This is a genomic window from Bacillus sp. FJAT-49711, from assembly GCF_018343715.1.
Lineage (GTDB): Bacteria > Bacillota > Bacilli > Bacillales > Bacillaceae_C > Lederbergia.
Genome location: NZ_JAGYPL010000001.1, coordinates 156,848 through 174,471 on the forward strand (window position 1 = coordinate 156,848; position 17,624 = coordinate 174,471).

At 37.9% G+C, this 17,624-nt stretch carries 16 protein-coding genes; 15 read left to right on the forward strand and 1 reads right to left on the reverse strand.

Features of this window, described 5'->3' with window-relative positions; translation table 11 throughout:
- Nucleotides 1–110 precede the first annotated feature (110 nt).
- From ystJ to KHA96_RS00885, 7 genes are all read left to right on the forward strand, one after another.
- Nucleotides 111–1,349, forward strand: coding sequence for an NADP-dependent malic enzyme (ystJ, locus tag KHA96_RS00855; RefSeq protein ID WP_213127413.1), 1,239 nt, complete (start codon nt 111–113; stop codon nt 1,347–1,349).
- Nucleotides 1,346–1,960 carry a FadR/GntR family transcriptional regulator gene (locus KHA96_RS00860; protein ID WP_349305635.1) on the forward strand — a complete coding sequence of 205 codons (615 nt, stop codon included), beginning with the start codon at nt 1,346–1,348 and terminating at the stop codon, nt 1,958–1,960. Before ystJ ends, KHA96_RS00860 begins: the two co-directional genes overlap by 4 nt.
- Nucleotides 1,961–2,012: 52 nt before the next feature.
- Nucleotides 2,013–2,882, forward strand: coding sequence for an acetyl-CoA carboxylase, carboxyltransferase subunit beta (gene accD / locus KHA96_RS00865; protein WP_213127414.1), 870 nt, complete (start codon nt 2,013–2,015; stop codon nt 2,880–2,882).
- Nucleotides 2,876–3,856 carry an acetyl-CoA carboxylase carboxyl transferase subunit alpha gene (gene accA, locus KHA96_RS00870; protein WP_213127415.1) on the forward strand — a complete coding sequence of 327 codons (981 nt, stop codon included), beginning with the start codon at nt 2,876–2,878 and terminating at the stop codon, nt 3,854–3,856. Before accD ends, accA begins: the two co-directional genes overlap by 7 nt.
- A gap of 470 nt (nt 3,857–4,326) precedes the next feature.
- Entirely contained in the window at nt 4,327–5,286 is a 960-nt protein-coding gene (gene pfkA, locus KHA96_RS00875; RefSeq protein ID WP_213127416.1) for a 6-phosphofructokinase, read from the forward strand.
- Between the two features lie 49 nt (nt 5,287–5,335).
- Nucleotides 5,336–7,096: a pyruvate kinase gene (pyk, locus tag KHA96_RS00880; RefSeq protein ID WP_213127417.1), complete on the forward strand. Its 1,761-nt coding sequence runs from the start codon at nt 5,336–5,338 to the stop codon at nt 7,094–7,096.
- A gap of 247 nt (nt 7,097–7,343) precedes the next feature.
- The gene (locus KHA96_RS00885; protein ID WP_213127418.1) at nt 7,344–7,730 is read left to right on the forward strand and encodes an FxsA family protein; all 387 of its coding nucleotides are present in this window, start codon (nt 7,344–7,346) and stop codon (nt 7,728–7,730) included.
- 187 nt (nt 7,731–7,917) lie between these two features.
- On the opposite strand, the gene ytvI is transcribed toward KHA96_RS00885, so the two are convergent.
- On the reverse strand, nt 7,918–9,042 hold the full coding sequence (ytvI, locus tag KHA96_RS00890; protein WP_213127419.1) for a sporulation integral membrane protein YtvI: 1,125 nt from the start codon (nt 9,040–9,042) through the stop codon (nt 7,918–7,920).
- A 920-nt stretch (nt 9,043–9,962) separates the two neighbouring features.
- On the opposite strand from ytvI, the gene citZ reads away from it, so the two are divergent.
- The 8 genes from citZ (at nt 9,963) to KHA96_RS00930 (ending at nt 17,492) form a co-directional block, all read left to right on the forward strand.
- On the forward strand, nt 9,963–11,078 hold the full coding sequence (gene citZ, locus KHA96_RS00895) for a citrate synthase (protein WP_213127420.1): 1,116 nt from the start codon (nt 9,963–9,965) through the stop codon (nt 11,076–11,078).
- A gap of 72 nt (nt 11,079–11,150) precedes the next feature.
- Entirely contained in the window at nt 11,151–12,422 is a 1,272-nt protein-coding gene (gene icd, locus KHA96_RS00900; RefSeq protein ID WP_213127421.1) for an NADP-dependent isocitrate dehydrogenase, read from the forward strand.
- Nucleotides 12,423–12,515: 93 nt separating this feature from the next.
- On the forward strand, nt 12,516–13,454 hold the full coding sequence (gene mdh / locus KHA96_RS00905; protein WP_213127422.1) for a malate dehydrogenase: 939 nt from the start codon (nt 12,516–12,518) through the stop codon (nt 13,452–13,454).
- A 128-nt stretch (nt 13,455–13,582) separates the two neighbouring features.
- Nucleotides 13,583–14,044 (forward strand): MaoC/PaaZ C-terminal domain-containing protein, encoded by a 462-nt coding sequence (locus KHA96_RS00910; protein ID WP_213127423.1) that lies wholly within the window; start codon nt 13,583–13,585, stop codon nt 14,042–14,044.
- 143 nt (nt 14,045–14,187) lie between these two features.
- Nucleotides 14,188–15,138, forward strand: coding sequence for an FtsH protease activity modulator HflK (gene hflK / locus KHA96_RS00915; protein WP_213127424.1), 951 nt, complete (start codon nt 14,188–14,190; stop codon nt 15,136–15,138).
- Nucleotides 15,138–16,070 carry a protease modulator HflC gene (gene hflC / locus KHA96_RS00920; RefSeq protein WP_213127425.1) on the forward strand — a complete coding sequence of 311 codons (933 nt, stop codon included), beginning with the start codon at nt 15,138–15,140 and terminating at the stop codon, nt 16,068–16,070. The genes hflK and hflC overlap by 1 nt, the downstream gene beginning before the upstream one ends.
- A 77-nt stretch (nt 16,071–16,147) precedes the next feature.
- Nucleotides 16,148–16,402 carry a hypothetical protein gene (locus KHA96_RS00925; RefSeq protein WP_213127426.1) on the forward strand — a complete coding sequence of 85 codons (255 nt, stop codon included), beginning with the start codon at nt 16,148–16,150 and terminating at the stop codon, nt 16,400–16,402.
- Between the two features lie 103 nt (nt 16,403–16,505).
- Nucleotides 16,506–17,492: a nuclease-related domain-containing protein gene (locus tag KHA96_RS00930; RefSeq protein ID WP_213127427.1), complete on the forward strand. Its 987-nt coding sequence runs from the start codon at nt 16,506–16,508 to the stop codon at nt 17,490–17,492.
- Nucleotides 17,493–17,624 lie beyond the last annotated feature (132 nt).

The following is a 17,624-nucleotide window of genomic DNA, read 5'->3' on the forward strand; positions in this document are numbered from 1 at the left end:
TGATATATTGTTTTAGAAGCTTTTTGTGGTCAGACCACTATTGTCTTTAAATGCAGCGGATATTTTTGATCAAGGCGGCACTTTCAGTGAAAAAGAAGGAGTGAAACTCTTTGACTTTGCGTGAAGAAGCATTGCATATGCACAGGATTCACAAAGGGAAGCTGGAATCAAAATCAAAAGTTGAAGTGAAAAATGCAAAGGATTTAAGTCTTGCATATTCACCTGGTGTAGCAGAGCCTTGTAAGGAAATTTATGAAAAGCCTGAAACAGTATACGATTATACAATGAAAAGCAATATGGTCGCAGTTGTTTCTGACGGCACTGCTGTTTTAGGACTTGGTAATATTGGTCCACAAGCGGCCTTGCCTGTTATGGAAGGTAAAGCAGTTTTATTTAAAAGTTTTGCCGGCGTTGATGCATTCCCCATCTGTTTAAATACAAATAATATCGAAGAAATTATACAAACAGTTAAGATTCTAGAGCCGAATTTCGGAGGAGTGAATCTGGAAGATATCGCTGCTCCAAATTGTTTCGTTATCGAGGAAAGATTAAAGAAAGAAACCAATATCCCTGTTTTTCATGACGATCAGCACGGCACAGCCATTGTAACTGTGGCTGGTCTAATGAACGCACTCAAAATAACCGGACGAAGAATGTCCAGTGTAAAGGTTGTGGCTAACGGTGCTGGTGCTGCCGGCATTGCCATTATTAAGCTTTTATACAGCTATGGGGTGCGTGATATCATTATGTGCGATTCAAAAGGGGCTATTTATGAAGGGCGTTCAGTAGGTATGAACGATGTGAAAGCAGCTGTTTCCAAATATACGAATCGAGATAAAATGAGTGGCAGCCTGAAGGATGTGATTCAGGGTGCAGATGTATTTATCGGTGTGTCGGTTGCAGGAGCACTGACAAAAGAAATGATTCAATCGATGAATCCAGATCCAATTATTTTTGCGATGGCGAATCCTGAACCGGAAATTATGCCTGAAGATGCTATTGAAGCGGGGGCAAAAGTGATTGGAACAGGACGATCAGATTTTCCCAATCAAGTAAATAATGTACTTGCATTTCCAGGGATTTTTAGGGGAGCTCTTGATGTAAGGGCCACCCATATTAATGAAAAAATGAAGCAAGCAGCTGTATCGGCCATTGCAAATCTGATTTCTGATGAAGAACTGACAGCAGAATATGTCATACCAGGTCCATTTGATCCTAGAGTAGCTCCTCATGTTGCAGCTGCAGTCGCTAATGCTGCAATGGAAACAGGAGTTGCTCGAATAAAGGTTGATCCGGAAGAAGTTAGGAAAAGGACGATGAGGCTCGCAGTAATAGGAAAAGGCGAGTGAAAAAATTGAGCCAATCCAAAGTATATTTAAGTATCGTAAAAGATATTAGGCAAATGATAACGAATGATGGTTTAAAGCAGGGAGATAAAATTCCATCCGAACGTGAATTAACAGAGCGGCTAAAAGTTGGCCGCTCCTCAGTCCGTGAAGCCCTTAGATCGCTTGAACTTTTAGGACTGATTGAAACGCGAAGAGGTGAAGGGACCTTTTTAGGAGATTTTAAAAATAACCAACTCATTAAGTTGCTTGGTATGTTTATTTTAGAAGATCCAAATGTAAAAAATGATATAACTAAAACAAAGAAACTACTTGAAAAAGATATCATTCGAAATATTTGTTTATTAACAGATAACGAGCAGCTACAAGCCCTTAGGAAGAATGAGAATGAAGATAGTGATATCCTCTTTGATAGGATCATGGATTTAGAAAGTAATCGCCTCCTATATAGGATTTGGGATGTATTAAAAAGCTATTCCGCAGAAATTATGGACGACTATGCCCAGCTTGATCATAATAGTGTAATATCCTTTCTAGATGCGCTCATTGAAGGGGATTCAGAAAAGGCAATAGCTATTTATGAGAGAAAGGACTCTAGTCGTAATCTCATCTAGTAGATTAAAATAAACATTAATAAATAAAAGTCGTTTTTTAGGGGGACTCAGATTGCTTAAGGACCTTTTTTCTAAACCTAAAAAGAAAAAATATGCAGCCATTCCATCTGAAGCAGCAAAACAAGATGTTCCAGAAGGAATTATGACCAAATGTCCAGAATGTAGAAAAATAATGTATACAAAAGATTTACAAAAAAACTTAAAAGTGTGCCTGCAATGTGATCATCATATGAGAATGCCCGCATATGAACGTGTGGATAGTTTACTAGACGAAGGATCGTTCGCCGCGTTTGAAGAACAGATTTCATCTGCAAACCCACTTGGATTCCCGGGCTATTTAGAGAAATTAGAAAAAGACAAAAAGAACACGAATTTGGATGAAGCGGTATTAACAGGGACAGGTGCTATAAACGGCCTAAACGTTGTCATTGCTATTATGGATTCGCATTTCAGAATGGGAAGTATGGGTTCTGTTGTTGGGGAAAAAATAGCAAGGGCTATTGAGAAAGCTGCAGAGCTGGAAGTTCCATTTTTAATCTTTACTGCATCTGGCGGAGCAAGAATGCAAGAAGGAGTTTTATCATTAATGCAAATGGCTAAAACAAGTGCCGCATTAAAGATGTTTAGTGATAAGGGTGGGTTGATTATATCGTTTATGACACACCCGACAACAGGTGGAGTATCTGCGAGCTTTGCTTCATTAGGAGATTATAACTTTGCTGAGCCCGGTGCTTTAATCGGTTTTGCGGGTCGTAGAGTCATTGAGCAGACGATTCGTGAAGAGCTTCCCGATGATTTTCAAACTTCCGAGTTTCTTCTTGAACACGGACAACTAGATGCAGTTATACATCGTCACGATATTAAAGAAAAACTGACGACTGTACTTGAAATCCATCAGCAAGAAGGTGAACTCACATGGTAAACGGATTGGAATTTGAAAAACCTGTACTTGAACTGCGAAATAAAATTGCGGAGCTTAGAGAGTTCACGAAAAACTCTGAGGTAGATTTATCCGAGGAAATAGATAAACTGGAAGCGAGATTAGAGAAACTTGAGAGGGACGTATATGAAAATATGGCCCCTTGGGACCGTGTTCAAGTAGCTAGACATGCCAACAGACCGACCACACTAGACTATATACAATTACTTTTTACTGATTTTCTTGAACTTCATGGGGATAGAGTTTTTGGCGATGATACTGCTCTCGTTGGTGGAATCGCTAAATATAAAGGTATTCCTGTGACCGTAGTCGGACACCAGCGCGGGAGGGATACGAAAGAAAATATCCGCCGTAATTTTGGGATGCCACATCCAGAAGGATATCGGAAAGCGCTGCGTCTTATGAAGCAAGCGGAAAAATTTAACCGTCCCGTAATTTGCTTTATTGATACGAAAGGTGCTTATCCAGGAAAAGCTGCTGAGGAACGCGGACAAAGTGAAGCGATAGCAAGAAATCTTTTTGAAATGGCTGGACTAACCGTTCCGATTATTTGTATTGTAACTGGAGAAGGTGGAAGTGGTGGAGCTCTAGCTTTAGGTGTAGGTGATCGCATTTTTATGCTTGAGAATTCGACGTACTCCGTTATTACTCCAGAAGGAGCGGCATCGATTTTATGGAAGGACGCCTCTTTAGCTAAGAAGGCAGCAGAAGCGATGAGAATTACAGCTCCTGATTTAATCGAACTTGGGATAATCGATGAAATCATTCCAGAAATAAAAGGCGGGGCACACAAAGATGTAGAAGAGCAAGCAAAGGAAATTGATCGAGTTTTATTAAAAGCTCTTCAACAGCTTCAAAAAGTCCCGGTTGAAAACTTAATTGAAGACCGATATCAAAAATATAAACATATGGGTAAATATGCGGAAACAAATCAATATGAAAATATTCATTTTTAAAGGTATTGCCACTTAGCGCAATGCCTTCTTTAATGTTTAAAGAAAGTATAAGTTTTTTTAGTCTGAATTTTTGAATTTAGGCTTTTGCTGTCCAACTCCAACGCCTATCGACTTGTCCTTCTCAAGACGATAAGGAAGCCAGATTCGCCGTGCAGGTCCAGCTGCAGGCGCCTTCCGTTTTTCATGGCTCATCGTGTTTCCTTTATATGAGTCGGAGTCCGAAGAAGGAACGTCGACTAAAAGTCGCCGTGTCTTGTGGCTACGTCGACGGAGCCACGTCCTATGGGCCTGTAAGTCGATGAGCAAGATGTTTACGATTTTCTTATGTTTCGAGCTATTTTCGTCATTTTAGTGAAAAATTTGAGAAACTGTCGATAAAATGGTATTTTTAAATTAAATGAAATCTACTTTTTTTCATAGGTAAGAAAGACTGAGATCTTTTATAATATTCGAACATCGAGGTGGCAATAGTGAAGAAAATAGGGATTTTAACAAGTGGTGGAGATGCTCCGGGCATGAATGCAGCCATTCGAGCTGTAGTTAGAAAGTCTATATTTAATGGACTTGAGGCATATGGGATTTATCAAGGGTATAGTGGTTTAATCAATGGAAATATTAAACAACTTGAACTTGGTTCGGTTGGGGATATTATCCATCGTGGAGGAACAATGCTCCGCTCAGCACGCTGCAATGAATTTAAGACGAAAGAAGGGCAGCAAAAAGGGATTGAGCAGCTGAAAAAATTTGGCATCGATGCCCTTGTTGTCATTGGCGGGGATGGATCATTTATGGGTGCGAAAGCATTGACTGAACAAGGCTTCCCTTGTATCGGTGTACCAGCTACGATCGATAATGATATTGCTGGAACTCAATTTACAATAGGATTTGATACCGCCTTGAATACCGTTTTAGATGCGATTGATAGAATCCGTGACACAGCATCATCCCATGAACGTACTTTTATTATTGAAGTAATGGGACGCGATGCAGGAGATATAGCACTTTGGTCTGGACTTGCAGGCGGTGCCGAAACGATACTTGTTCCGGAAGAAAAATATGATATGGAAAATATCGCCGAACGTCTGCGCAGTGGACAAAAACGTGGTAAAAAGCATAGTATTATCATTGTGGCTGAAGGCGTAATGGGTGCCACAGAATTTGCGGAAGAACTAAAAAAATCAATTGATATCGAGACGAGAGTGTCTGTTCTAGGGCATATCCAAAGAGGAGGAACTCCGACGGGGTTTGATCGTGTTCTAGCAAGTAGACTTGGCGCAAGAGCGGTTGAGTTGCTTATGGAGGGAAAAGGCGGAAGAACAGTTGGAATTGAAAAGGATAAAATTATAGATAATGATATTTTAAGTGCACTTGAGCAACCAAGAACATTTTCCCAAGACATGTATGATTTATCACAAGTATTATCCATTTAACCTAACTTACATATTTAGCAAGCGTCTGAGATCTTAGGAGGAAAAAACAATGAAAAAAACAAAAATAGTATGTACCATCGGTCCGGCAAGTGAAAATCTAGAAACATTACTACAGCTTATCAATTCAGGAATGAATGTAGCGCGTTTAAATTTTTCTCATGGTGATCATCAAGAGCACTTAAACAGGATTATTAACATTCGAGAAGCCGTTAAAAAAACCGGGAAAAACGTTGGGATTTTATTAGATACAAAAGGTCCAGAAATAAGAACACATGACATGAAAAATGGATCTATTGAACTAAGAGAAGGTACTAGCACCATTGTTTCAATGGAAGAGGTTGAAGGTACCGAAGAAAAATTCTCAATTTCCTATCCTGGATTAGTTAATGATGTTCATAAAGGTTCAAAAATCCTTTTAGATGATGGCTTAATTGCTCTTGAAGTTACAGAAATTAAGAGAGAATCAAGTGAAATTGTAACAAAAGTATTGAACAGTGGTACTTTGAAAAATAAAAAAGGCGTCAACGTTCCTGGCGTATCTGTTAATCTTCCAGGAATGACGGAAAAAGATGCAAAAGATATTTTATTCGGAATTGAGCAAGGCGTTGATTTTATAGCAGCTTCATTCGTAAGAAGAGCATCAGACGTGCTAGAGATCAGACAACTACTTGAGGAAAATGGCGGTTCATATATTAATATTATTCCTAAGATCGAAAATCAGGAAGGCGTAGACAATATTGATGAAATTTTAGCCGTTTCAGATGGTTTAATGGTTGCACGCGGTGATTTAGGTGTTGAAATTCCAACAGAAGCCGTTCCACTCGTTCAAAAGCAATTGATTCGAAAGTGTAATGAAGTGGGAAAACCAGTTATCACAGCTACACAAATGCTTGACTCCATGCAACGTAACCCTAGACCTACTAGAGCTGAAGCAAGTGACGTTGCAAATGCAATTTTTGATGGAACGGATGCAGTCATGCTTTCTGGAGAAACAGCTGCTGGTTCTTACCCAGTCGAAGCTGTTCAAACGATGCACAATATTGCGGTTTCTACAGAAAAAGCACTCAATTATCAAGAAATTTTAACGTATTTAAGAAAAAACAGTGAACCTAATATGACGGATGCCATTTGTCAATCAGTTGCACATACTGCCATTAATTTAGATGTAAGTGCAATTGTAGCACCTACCGAAAGTGGCCATACAGCTCGTATGATTTCAAAATATCGCCCTAAAGCTCCGATTATTGCCGTTACGTACAATGAAGCAATTGTTCGTAGACTATCTCTAAAATGGGGAGTATACCCTCGTATGGGAGAAAAAGTTTCGTCTACTGATGAAATGCTTGAACGTGCAGTAGAGGAAAGTATTAGTACAGGCATGGTACAGCATGGTGATCTTATTATTATCACAGGTGGCGTTCCAGTCGGGGAAAAAGGGACAACCAATTTAATGAAAATTCATGTTGTCGGCGATGTATTGACTAAAGGACAAGGGATTGGCCGCAAGTCAGCATTCGGAAAAGCAGTAATAGTGAAAGATGCGAATGAGGCTAAAGAAAAGATTGTTCCAGGCTCCGTTATGGTGGCAATCGGAACGGATAGGGAAATGGTTTCCTTATTGGAAAAATGTTCTGCATTAATTACCGAAGAAGGTGGATTAACAAGCCATGCTGCGGTAGTAGGCATTAATTTGGGAATTCCTGTAATCGTTGGTGTTGAAGATGCTACGAAAATCATTAAAGACGGTCAAGAGATCACAGTCGACGCTACTCGAGGTATAATATACAACGGACATGCAAGCGTACTATAAAAAATAGGTTATCCTTCTTAAAGTTTTATTAACAGTTAAAAGCCTAAGACGGCTTTTAAGCAAATAAAGAAGTTTGGCGTTTATTATTAAGCTATTATCTCTTTTCCCATTTTAATAATAGTTTTGCAGCAAAGTTTTGGGAAAAGAGCCCCCAAAAAAATGTCGGTCATTTTCGGAGTCCGACATTTTTTATTTTTAAAGGCAGAAAATGTTATAATGTAAAAAAAATGACGGGATGTGAATCCGTTTGAAGTACATTATTCTTTGCTTCATTGTTCTTCCAGCAATTGAAATCGGTCTTTTCGTCCTTTCAGGGAATACGATTGGAGTCCTTCCAACTGTAGGGTTAATCATAATTACGGGAATACTAGGTGCATATCTTGCTAAAAAGCAAGGACTAGAGGCATTAAAAAGAGTTCAAAACGACTTGCGTTCAGGCATCCCTCCAGGAATAGCGATGCTCGATGGAGTTTGTATCCTAGTAGGGGGCATTTTATTATTGACTCCTGGTTTCATGTCGGATATTATTGGTTTATTTCTTCTACTTCCGGTTACTAGAAATGCCTTAAGACCTCTTCTATTAAAGATAATAAAAAATTGGATTAATCGTAAACATATCCATATTTATAGGTGAATAGAAAATGAAAGCTTCTAGTCTATTTGTGTACAGAGATAGAAGAAAACATAATGAGTCAAGAAATTTGCAACGGACCATCAGCATATGAAAGGTGAATCTGCTTCCTTATTGTAGGGAAAGTTATGTAAGTAGGATGAAGATAGAGCTAGGTATAGCTGGAAAGAAAGAGCCGATTTCGGCTCTTTTACTTTATAATTGTAGGTGTTCCGTTGATATACGCCCAAATATCCTTAAAGACATTAGCTTTATGAAGGGTCGTAATTAAAACGAGTGTGACCGGCCCTATAATTAACCCCAAAAATCCTAAAAGCTTAAAGCCGACGAATAACGCAACAAGAGTGGCTAAAGGGTTCATTCCAATATTTGAAGAAAGGATTTTTGGTTCCACCACTTGTCGTTGAACGACGACAACGGTGTATAGAATTCCAAGTCCAAGCGCCAGCCCATAATTACCTGTAAATATTTCATAAATAATCCAAGGAATAAACACAGTTCCCGTACCTAAATAAGGAAGTAAGTCTACAATTCCTGTTATTAGAGCAATGGTAATGGCATAATTTACTCGTAAAATGAGAAGTCCTATTAAAACGATGACAAGTGTAATAGAAATCAAAGTTAACTGTGCTTTTATAAAACCGGCAAGTGCCTTTTTTAAATCTGCAAAAACAGTTTTTCCACTTGATTTTGCTTTTTCGGGAAGAAAGCGGCTAGACCAAATTGTAAGCTTATCCCAATCCTTGCTTATAAAAAAAGTTGCCAATAGAGAAAATACGAGAACAGTCGCAGCATTGGGAATCCAAGAAACAAGAGCAGGCAGTTTCAAAAAGAAATTTTGTAAAAATGCCGTTGCACTTTCCGTAATTTTATTTCCTGTATTTTTAATACTCTCCATAATCGTTTCTTGCTGACCACTATCAAGTCCTTTAAACATACTAGCAATATTATTGTAAAAAGGAATAACTTGTCCTGCAAAAAAATCTTCAAAGTAACTGATTAACGTTTTTGTATGTTCAGGTACAACGTTGGAAAAATAAGTTGCCCCAGAAACAATTTCAGCGATTAATAAAGTAATCAATCCGGTAAACATAGCAACTAAAAGAAGTAACGAAGTTAGGACAGCTAAAGCTCTAGGGAATTTCCACCTTTTTTCTAAGAAGTGTACAGCAGGATTGATTATCATAGCAATAGCAATCGCTATGATAAAGGGATAAGTTACTTTAAAAATATAATAAAGTAACACTAAAGAAATAAAAACTACTCCGATAACAAGGAAAAAACGGACTATCTTATCAACATTTTCACGCTTCACATCGCCACCTCAGTCCAAATTATACTCTCGGAAATCACCGAGTCAGATCGTACTAGATTTATTTTTATTAGTAGGATTAATTCTGTATTGGGTAAGATAAATAATTTACACTACAACAGGTCCGCCTACTGCTGTTGATTTCCGTTCCAGGCAGACGCGTTCCGTGGGGCGTGCGGTGAGCCTCCTGGAGTAGCCGTCTCCCACTCCAATCAACTGAGATCTTTTTTACTCATGGTAGGCGCCTATTCATACTTTGCTTTCAAATCAATTCCTTTTTATACGGTTTCTAAAACATTTGATATTAAAAGTCGCTGCTCATTTACAACAGGTTATTCAATTGAAACGATTAGGCATCAATCCACAAAAATGTGATACATTATGACATATGGCATCGATAAAAACACATTGACTCTTCCTATGTTTATCAAAAAGACGAACTATCGATCCTCAATGGTCATATTTCCCCTTCAATTGCTTAATCTTTTTTTAGGTCCTTATACTAGTGATGATTGTTTTTGAAAGCAAGCGATTGAATGGTAATTGAGTGCTAGACTTCTAGTCGGCTAAAGACGACCACGTCCTGTGAAAAACGCCGAAACTAGGACGTCCAATCGTCGAGGGATCTAGACCCTGCAGCGGAAATCAACCATGCATTACCTTGGTAAAGCAACAATGTTTGCAAATTCAGTTTTACTTTCATTAATTATAACATGGTTTTAATCATGTTAATAAGCGTTTCCATTTCCAAATGAGTTAGATTTAGTTATAATGTCTAAGGAAGAAGAATACATAAATTGAATTTATAGACAAGCTTACTGAATTGTCTATAATAGAATATGTATGCATCCACATATCATCTTTTTATTAAGATTTTATAATTATTTTTGTTAGTAAAGAAAGATAAAGGAGAGATTATTCTTATGACAGCAACACGCGGATTAGAAGGTATAGTGGCAACTACCTCCTCTATAAGTTCAATCATAGACGACACTCTTACATATGTTGGCTATAATATTGATGACTTGGCGGAAAAAGCTAGCTTTGAAGAAATCATTTACTTATTATGGCATTTAGAATTGCCAAATAGTGATCAGTTAAAAGAGCTTAAACAACAACTAGTAGATAATATGGAACTTCCTCAGGAAATTATTGATAGCTTTAAAACATACCCGATCGATAAAGTTCACCCAATGGCCGCCCTTCGTACTGCGGTTTCTGCCCTTGGCCTTTACGATGAAGAAGCGGATGTAATGGATAAAGAGGCTAACTACCGAAAAGCTATTCGTCTACAAGCAAAATTGCCATCTATCGTAGCAGCTTTTGCTAGGGTGAGAAAAGGACTTACTCCTATTGCTCCACGTAAAGACCTCGGCTTTGCTGAAAATTTCCTGTACATGTTAAAAGGTAAAGAGCCGGAACAAATTGAAATCGAAGCTTTTGATAAAGCATTAGTTCTTCACGCTGACCACGAACTAAATGCATCTACATTTACAGCGCGTGTTTGTGTAGCTACACTTTCTGATGTTTATTCAGGAGTTACGTCGGCTATTGGAGCCTTAAAAGGTCCTCTTCATGGAGGGGCAAATGAACAAGTTATGAAAATGCTCTCTGAAATTGGCAGCCCAGAAAATGCTGAAAAATATGTTTTAGACAAATTAAGCAATAAAGAAAAAATTATGGGCTTCGGTCATCGTGTGTACCGTAATGGTGATCCACGTGCAAAACATTTACAAGAAATGTCGAAGAAACTTACAGAAATTACGGGTGAACCACAGTGGTATGAAATTTCTACTAAGGTGCATGAAGTATTTACTTCCCAAAAACCACTGCCGCCAAATGTAGATTTCTATTCAGCTTCTGTTTATCATAGTCTAGGAATTGATCACGATTTGTTCACACCAATTTTTGCTGTATCACGTGTATCAGGATGGCTAGCTCATATTCTTGAGCAATACGAGAATAATCGCTTGATTCGTCCTCGTGCTGAATATACAGGACCAGGCTTGAGAAAGTATGAGCCAATCGACGAACGTTAATTGGCTCATCTAGAAAATAGTCTGTTTTTCTGATAATATTATTAGTTGAGATTGTAAATGGAGGGAAAAATTATGTCACAAGGTGAAAAAATTACTGTAGAAAATGGTGTTTTAAATACACCGAATAACCCAATCATTCCTTATATTGAAGGGGACGGTATCGGTCCTGATATTTGGGCTGCCGCACAACGAGTATTGGATGCAGCGGTAGAAAAAGCATATGCGGGAGAAAAGAAAATTGAATGGAAAGAAGTGTATGCAGGAGAAAAAGCATTCAATAAATTTGGCGAATGGCTTCCTGAAGAAACACTTGAAACAATCCGTGAATATTTCATTGCTATCAAAGGACCACTTACAACTCCTATCGGTGGTGGAATCCGTTCGTTAAACGTGGCATTACGTCAAGAGCTTGATCTATTTGTTTGCTTGCGTCCAGTTCGCTATTTCCAAGGTGTTCCTTCACCAATCAAGCGTCCTGAAGATACTGACATGGTTATTTTCCGTGAAAATACTGAAGACATCTATGCAGGTATTGAGTATAAAGAAGGTTCTGAAGAAGTTAAAAAATTAATCACTTTCCTTCAAGAGGAAATGGGCGTTAATAAAATCCGCTTCCCAGAAACTTCTGGAATTGGAATTAAGCCTGTGTCTGCAGAAGGTACAAAACGTCTAGTTCGTGCAGCAATTAATTATGCTATTAAAGAAGGACGCAAATCTGTAACATTAGTTCATAAAGGAAACATTATGAAATTTACAGAAGGTGCATTTAAAAACTGGGGATATGAGCTTGCTGAAGAAGAATTCGGTGACAAAGTATTCACTTGGGATCAGTATGACAAAATTAAAGCAGAGCAAGGATCGGATGCAGCGAATAAAGCCCAGTCTGATGCAGAAGCTGCTGGAAAAATTATCATTAAAGATGCAATTGCTGATATTTTCTTACAGCAAATCCTAACTCGTCCGAAAGAGTTTGATGTTGTTGCAACAATGAACTTGAATGGAGACTATATTTCCGACGCACTTGCAGCTCAAGTTGGTGGAATTGGAATTGCTCCAGGAGCAAATATTAACTACGAAACAGGACATGCCATTTTTGAAGCTACTCATGGTACTGCTCCAAAATATGCAGGACTTGATAAGGTAAATCCATCTTCTGTTCTTCTTTCAGGTGTACTTATGCTTGAGCACCTTGGATGGAATGAAGCGGCTGAATTAATCGTTAAATCAGTTGAAAAAACAATCGAATCCAAAGTAGTTACTTACGACTTTGCACGTTTGATGGAAGGTGCAACTGAAGTGAAAACTTCTGAATTTGCAACTGCCTTAATTGAAAATATGGAATAAAATTATTTAATAATAATTGCGAGCGCAAACGCCAATTCCCGGCTTTGCGCTCGAATCTTATATATTTTCTAAAGAAGGAAGGTAAGGGAACTCATGACTTTGAAACGGAAAAAGATTTCAGTTATCGGCGGTGGTTTTACAGGAGCTACTACTGCGTTCTTGCTTGCACAGAAAGAACTTGGCGATGTGGTCCTTGTTGATATTCCCCAAATGGAAAACCCGACAAAAGGGAAAGCGCTTGATATGCTAGAAGCTGCCCCTGTTCAAGGATTTGATGCAAACATTACCGGTACTTCGAATTATGAAGATACGAAGGACTCTGATGTGGTTGTCATCACTGCAGGAATCGCTCGAAAACCAGGTATGAGCCGTGATGATTTAGTGCAAACGAACCAAAAGGTAATGAAAAGTGTGACAAAGGAAATCGTAAAGCACTCACCTGACTGTTATATTCTTGTTTTGACTAATCCTGTAGATGCTATGACATATACAGTATTTAAAGAATCAGGTTTTCCCAAGAATCGAGTAATCGGCCAATCAGGTGTTCTAGATACTGCGCGCTTCCGTACATTTGTTGCCAAGGAATTAAATCTTTCCGTAAAAGACATAACAGGATTTGTTCTAGGAGGCCATGGGGATGATATGGTCCCACTTGTTCGTTATTCTTATGCTGGTGGAATTCCGCTTGAAAAATTAATTCCTGAGGAGCGTCTAGATGCTATAGTAGAAAGAACGAGAAAAGGCGGCGGTGAAATCGTCAACTTACTCGGAAACGGTAGCGCATATTACGCTCCTGCGGCTTCCTTAGTTGAAATGGTTGAAGCGATTGTAAAAGATCAACGTCGTGTCCTTCCTTCAATCGCCTATCTTGAAGGTGAATATGGTTTTAATGGCATTTACCTAGGAGTACCAACAATCCTAGGAAAAGAGGGTATTGAAAAAATTATTGAACTTGATCTTACTGAAGAGGAAAAATCCTCTTTACAAAAATCAGCGGATTCAGTCCGTGAAGTAATGAAGGTTCTTGTTTAATTTATTATGAAAGCTGTTCCAAATGAATGTTAATTTGGAACAGCTTTTTTACTTTTATAACGTTTCATTTCATGGTATTATAATTTCAAACCATTATGTAAACGGTTAAATAAGGATGAGGTGATGTGTTGTTATTGGGTAAAAAACGTAAGCTTGGCAGAAGGCTAGAGGAAATTTCGACAGGTGAAAAGTTAACACTGACGGAGAAAATTGAGGATAAGGATTTGTTGCTTTTTTTAGGTTTGACAAATGACGCTAATCCGCTCTACATTCAACACGATTATGCTTCACAGACAAACTATAAAAAGCCGATCGTACCATCCATTATGCTAACTGGAATTATCACCTCCGCTATTTCTAAATACATGCCAGGGCCAGGCTCACATATTTTAAAACAGGAAATAGAATTTGTTAAACCTGTTTACCACTATGACACTGTCCGATTTTTATTTGAAGTTGTGAAAATCAATCGAGAACGCCGCAGTATTTTCATTCAAGTTCTAGCAACAGATGAACAAGAGGAAACGGTCATTAATGGCGTCCTTGAAGTTTGCCCTCCGCAGCATCTTGAAAATGTGGAAGAGGACTAACATCCCAAATATTAAAAATACAATTCTGTAAGGTCCAGATTCATTCAATCTGGATCTTATTTTTAATTTTAAGCCAAAATGAAACTTATTATAAACATAATCGTATTACATGACTGAGAGATTAGTAGAAAGGAAAGTGAAACATGAGTTTAAAGAGAGTATATACAGTTACAGGACTTATCATCGCCATCATTGTACTTTCTGTTGTCGTATTTACATCTTGGTACACGGTTGATGAATCGGATCAGGCTGTTATTATGACTTTTGGTAAAGCAGATGAAACGATAACTGAACCTGGATTGCATTTTAAATTGCCTTGGCCTATTCAAAATGTAAAGAAATTGGCACGTGAAACATTGAAGCTTGACTTTGGCTATAAAGAGGCAAATGGTAAGTCGAATGAAACGAAGATGATTACAGGTGATGAGAATATTGTTCTAGCTGATTTAGTTGTGCAATGGAAAATTACCGATCCTAAAAAGTATTTATTTAATTCTGAGAAGCCGCAAGAAATTTTATATGATGCGACATCTGCTTCATTAAGAAGTATTATCGGAAGCTCAAAGATAGATGACGCCTTAACATCTGGAAAAGCAGAAATTGAAGCAGAGGTTCGGGATTTGCTATCGACCTTGCTTGAAAAATATGATATTGGAATTTCAATTCTAGCAGTAAACTTGAAAGACGTTGAACTGCCGAACCAAGAAGTGCGCAGTGCTTTTACAGCTGTTACGGACGCGCGTGAAACGATGAATACGAAACTTAACGAAGCTAAGAAATATGAAAATAAGCGTATGAATGAAGCTGAAGGTGAAAAAGATGCACTCATATTTAAGGCTGAGGGAGAAAAAGCGGCTAGGCTTCAAGCAGCTCGTGGGGATGTAGCTATTTTTAATAAATTGTATGAACAATATAAAACGAACCCTGAAATAACTCGTGAACGTCTAACTCTTGAAACCCTTGAACAAGTTTTACCAGGTGCTGAAATATATATTATGAACGACGATGGTAATACATTGAAATACTTCCCAATTCGCCCATTGGAAAAAGAACAAGCAAAGGAATCCGATGAAGAGGGAGGGAAAAAAGAATAATGGATAGAAAAGTAGTTGATTTAGAATCCAGAAAAACGGCTGACTTTCAGTGGAGAAAATATGTAAAAATGGGATTGTTTTTCCTCATACTGATCGTATTATTTATGCTGCTCATGGCTAGTGCATTTATTGTAAAAGAAGGAGAATACAAGGTTATCCGTCAGTTTGGTGAGGTAGTCGACATTAAGAGTGAGCCTGGGCTTGCATTTAAGGTACCATTTATTCAAAGTGTCACATCTTTACCTAAATATCAAATGACATATAATGTATCGCAAGCAGAAATAAATACAAAAGATAAGAAACGAATGATCATCGATAATTATGCAATTTGGAAGATTGATAATCCTAGAAAAATGATTTCGAATGCTAGATCAGTAGTAAATGCGGAAATGCGTATGGAAGAGTTCATTTATTCCATCGTTCGCTCAGAGCTAGGTCAATTAAATTACGAAGAAATTATAAATGATGAAAAGTCCTCTCGAGGCAGCTTAAATGATAGGGTAACTGAAAAAGTAAATGAATTACTGACGAGAGATAATTATGGTATTACCGTAACAGATGTGCGTACGAAACGCACAGATCTTCCTGAGGAAAACGAAAACTCTGTTTATACGAGAATGATTTCAGAAAGGGAATCAAAAGCACAGGAATACTTATCGATGGGAGACGCGGGGAAAAACCGAATTACAGCAGAAACAGATCGTAAAGTACGTGAAATCTTGTCGAAAGCTCAAGCAGATGCAGATGTCATCATTTCAGAAGGTGAAGGAGAAGCTGCTAAAACATACAATAAAGCTTTTTCAAAGGATAAGGAATTCTATAACCTTTACCGAACGCTAGAAACATATAAGAAAACAATTGGCGAGGAGACGGTCATCGTCATTCCTTCCGATTCACCATATGCCCGTATTTTGATGGGTTATACAAAATAAAACGATACCGCACGGTTAAAACTGTGCGGTATTTATTTCATTTTAATATAGCTTGACCTTGACGAGCCCTCAACAATGTGGGTAAAACTGGGACGACGGCTAGTAAACATACATTGAAGGCTAGTAAATCCGGGGCGATGGCTAGTAAGCATATGTCGATGGCCAGTAAACATACATCGATGGCCAGTAAATCTACGACGACGGCTAGTAACCACGGAACGACGGCCAGTAAGCCTGAAATGGCAGCGGGGAAACTGATAAAATGCATCTCACCATCTATAAAATCGTTTCTTTTTAATAGAGTCCGACTTCCACGACATCAGAAACAATAGAATATTATACATTAACGATATTTTTTATAAAATTTGTCTAAGAAGGAGGGATTTCCAAAGATATGTTGAAAACAGTAATCAAGATAAAAACAGAGGTGATACAATGATTAAGAAACATAGAGAAATACCTATTAAAATTCTTATTTTGGAAGCCTTATTAAGACGTCTTCCTCTACTCCACTCCAAAAGAGGGCTCCTACAGGAAGAATTAAGCAAATGTTATGCAGGTTATCGTGGAGAACAGTCAATGGATTATTACTTAGCGCAGTTACCACAAAGGAACTTCCTCATTTTTCAAGACCTTCGTTTGCCACTCTCAGAAAATGCTTATTTTCAAATTGACATTCTTTTAATAACTCCATCATTTTTCATTATTTATGAAGGGAAAAATATATCGGGACATTTATATTTCGATTTTAATCAGCTTATCAGAACTTTGGATGAAATAGAAGAGACTTTTTCAGATCCAATCGTGCAAGTACAAAATCAACAATATCACCTAGGCAACTTATTAAAAAAGCACTTTAATAAAAGCCTTCCAAATACCTCTTTTGTCGTTGTCACTAATCCCTCCTCCAAAATCGAAATTAACTCTAATTACCGTACCGCTTTTGAAAAGGTTATTCGTAACCCGGCCATTTTACAAAAAACAGAGCATTTTAGCGGGAAACATCATAAAGAAATATTTGATAAAAAGGAGTTGCAGAAATTATCTAGAATCTTGCATAAGTTGCATACCCCGGCTTTACCCAACGTTCTCGAGCAGTTTAATATAACTAAGGATGAAATTTTACAAGGAATATATTGTGAGGGTTGTCAAAGTTTGACCACCGCAAGATTGCAAAGAAAATGGCAATGTACTAAGTGTGGTATAGAAAATACTGATGCGTATATACATGCGTTAATTGATTATTTTTTACTGAATGGTAAAAAGATTACTAACCAACAATGTAGGGACTTCCTTCAATTGCCCTCAAATTCAATTTCCTCAAAATTACTCCGCTCATTAAATCTTTCATTTGAAGGGAATTATAGAAATAGAGTATATTTCTTATCATTGAATGATTTGCAAAAAAGATTATTGTCATAAAATAGTCAAAACGACCGGAATAGATAATGAAACAAAGGCAGTGAGAATTATATTAGGGATAACGATCGGTACGTGTTTGAATGGCCAGGAACCACAAAAATTGACGGCTAGTAAACCGCGACGATGGCCGGT

Excerpts from the sequence above, each read along its gene's own strand:
- accA (WP_213127415.1), top strand. The coding sequence starts at position 2,876 with ATGGTAAACGGATTGGAATTTGAAAAACCTGTACTTGAACTGCGAAAT.
- pyk (WP_213127417.1), top strand. The coding sequence starts at position 5,336 with ATGAAAAAAACAAAAATAGTATGTACCATCGGTCCGGCAAGTGAAAAT.
- citZ (WP_213127420.1), top strand. The coding sequence starts at position 9,963 with ATGACAGCAACACGCGGATTAGAAGGTATAGTGGCAACTACCTCCTCT.
- icd (WP_213127421.1), top strand. The coding sequence starts at position 11,151 with ATGTCACAAGGTGAAAAAATTACTGTAGAAAATGGTGTTTTAAATACA.
- mdh (WP_213127422.1), top strand. The coding sequence starts at position 12,516 with ATGACTTTGAAACGGAAAAAGATTTCAGTTATCGGCGGTGGTTTTACA.
- hflK (WP_213127424.1), top strand. The coding sequence starts at position 14,188 with ATGAGTTTAAAGAGAGTATATACAGTTACAGGACTTATCATCGCCATC.
- hflC (WP_213127425.1), top strand. The coding sequence starts at position 15,138 with ATGGATAGAAAAGTAGTTGATTTAGAATCCAGAAAAACGGCTGACTTT.
- KHA96_RS00930 (WP_213127427.1), top strand. The coding sequence starts at position 16,506 with ATGATTAAGAAACATAGAGAAATACCTATTAAAATTCTTATTTTGGAA.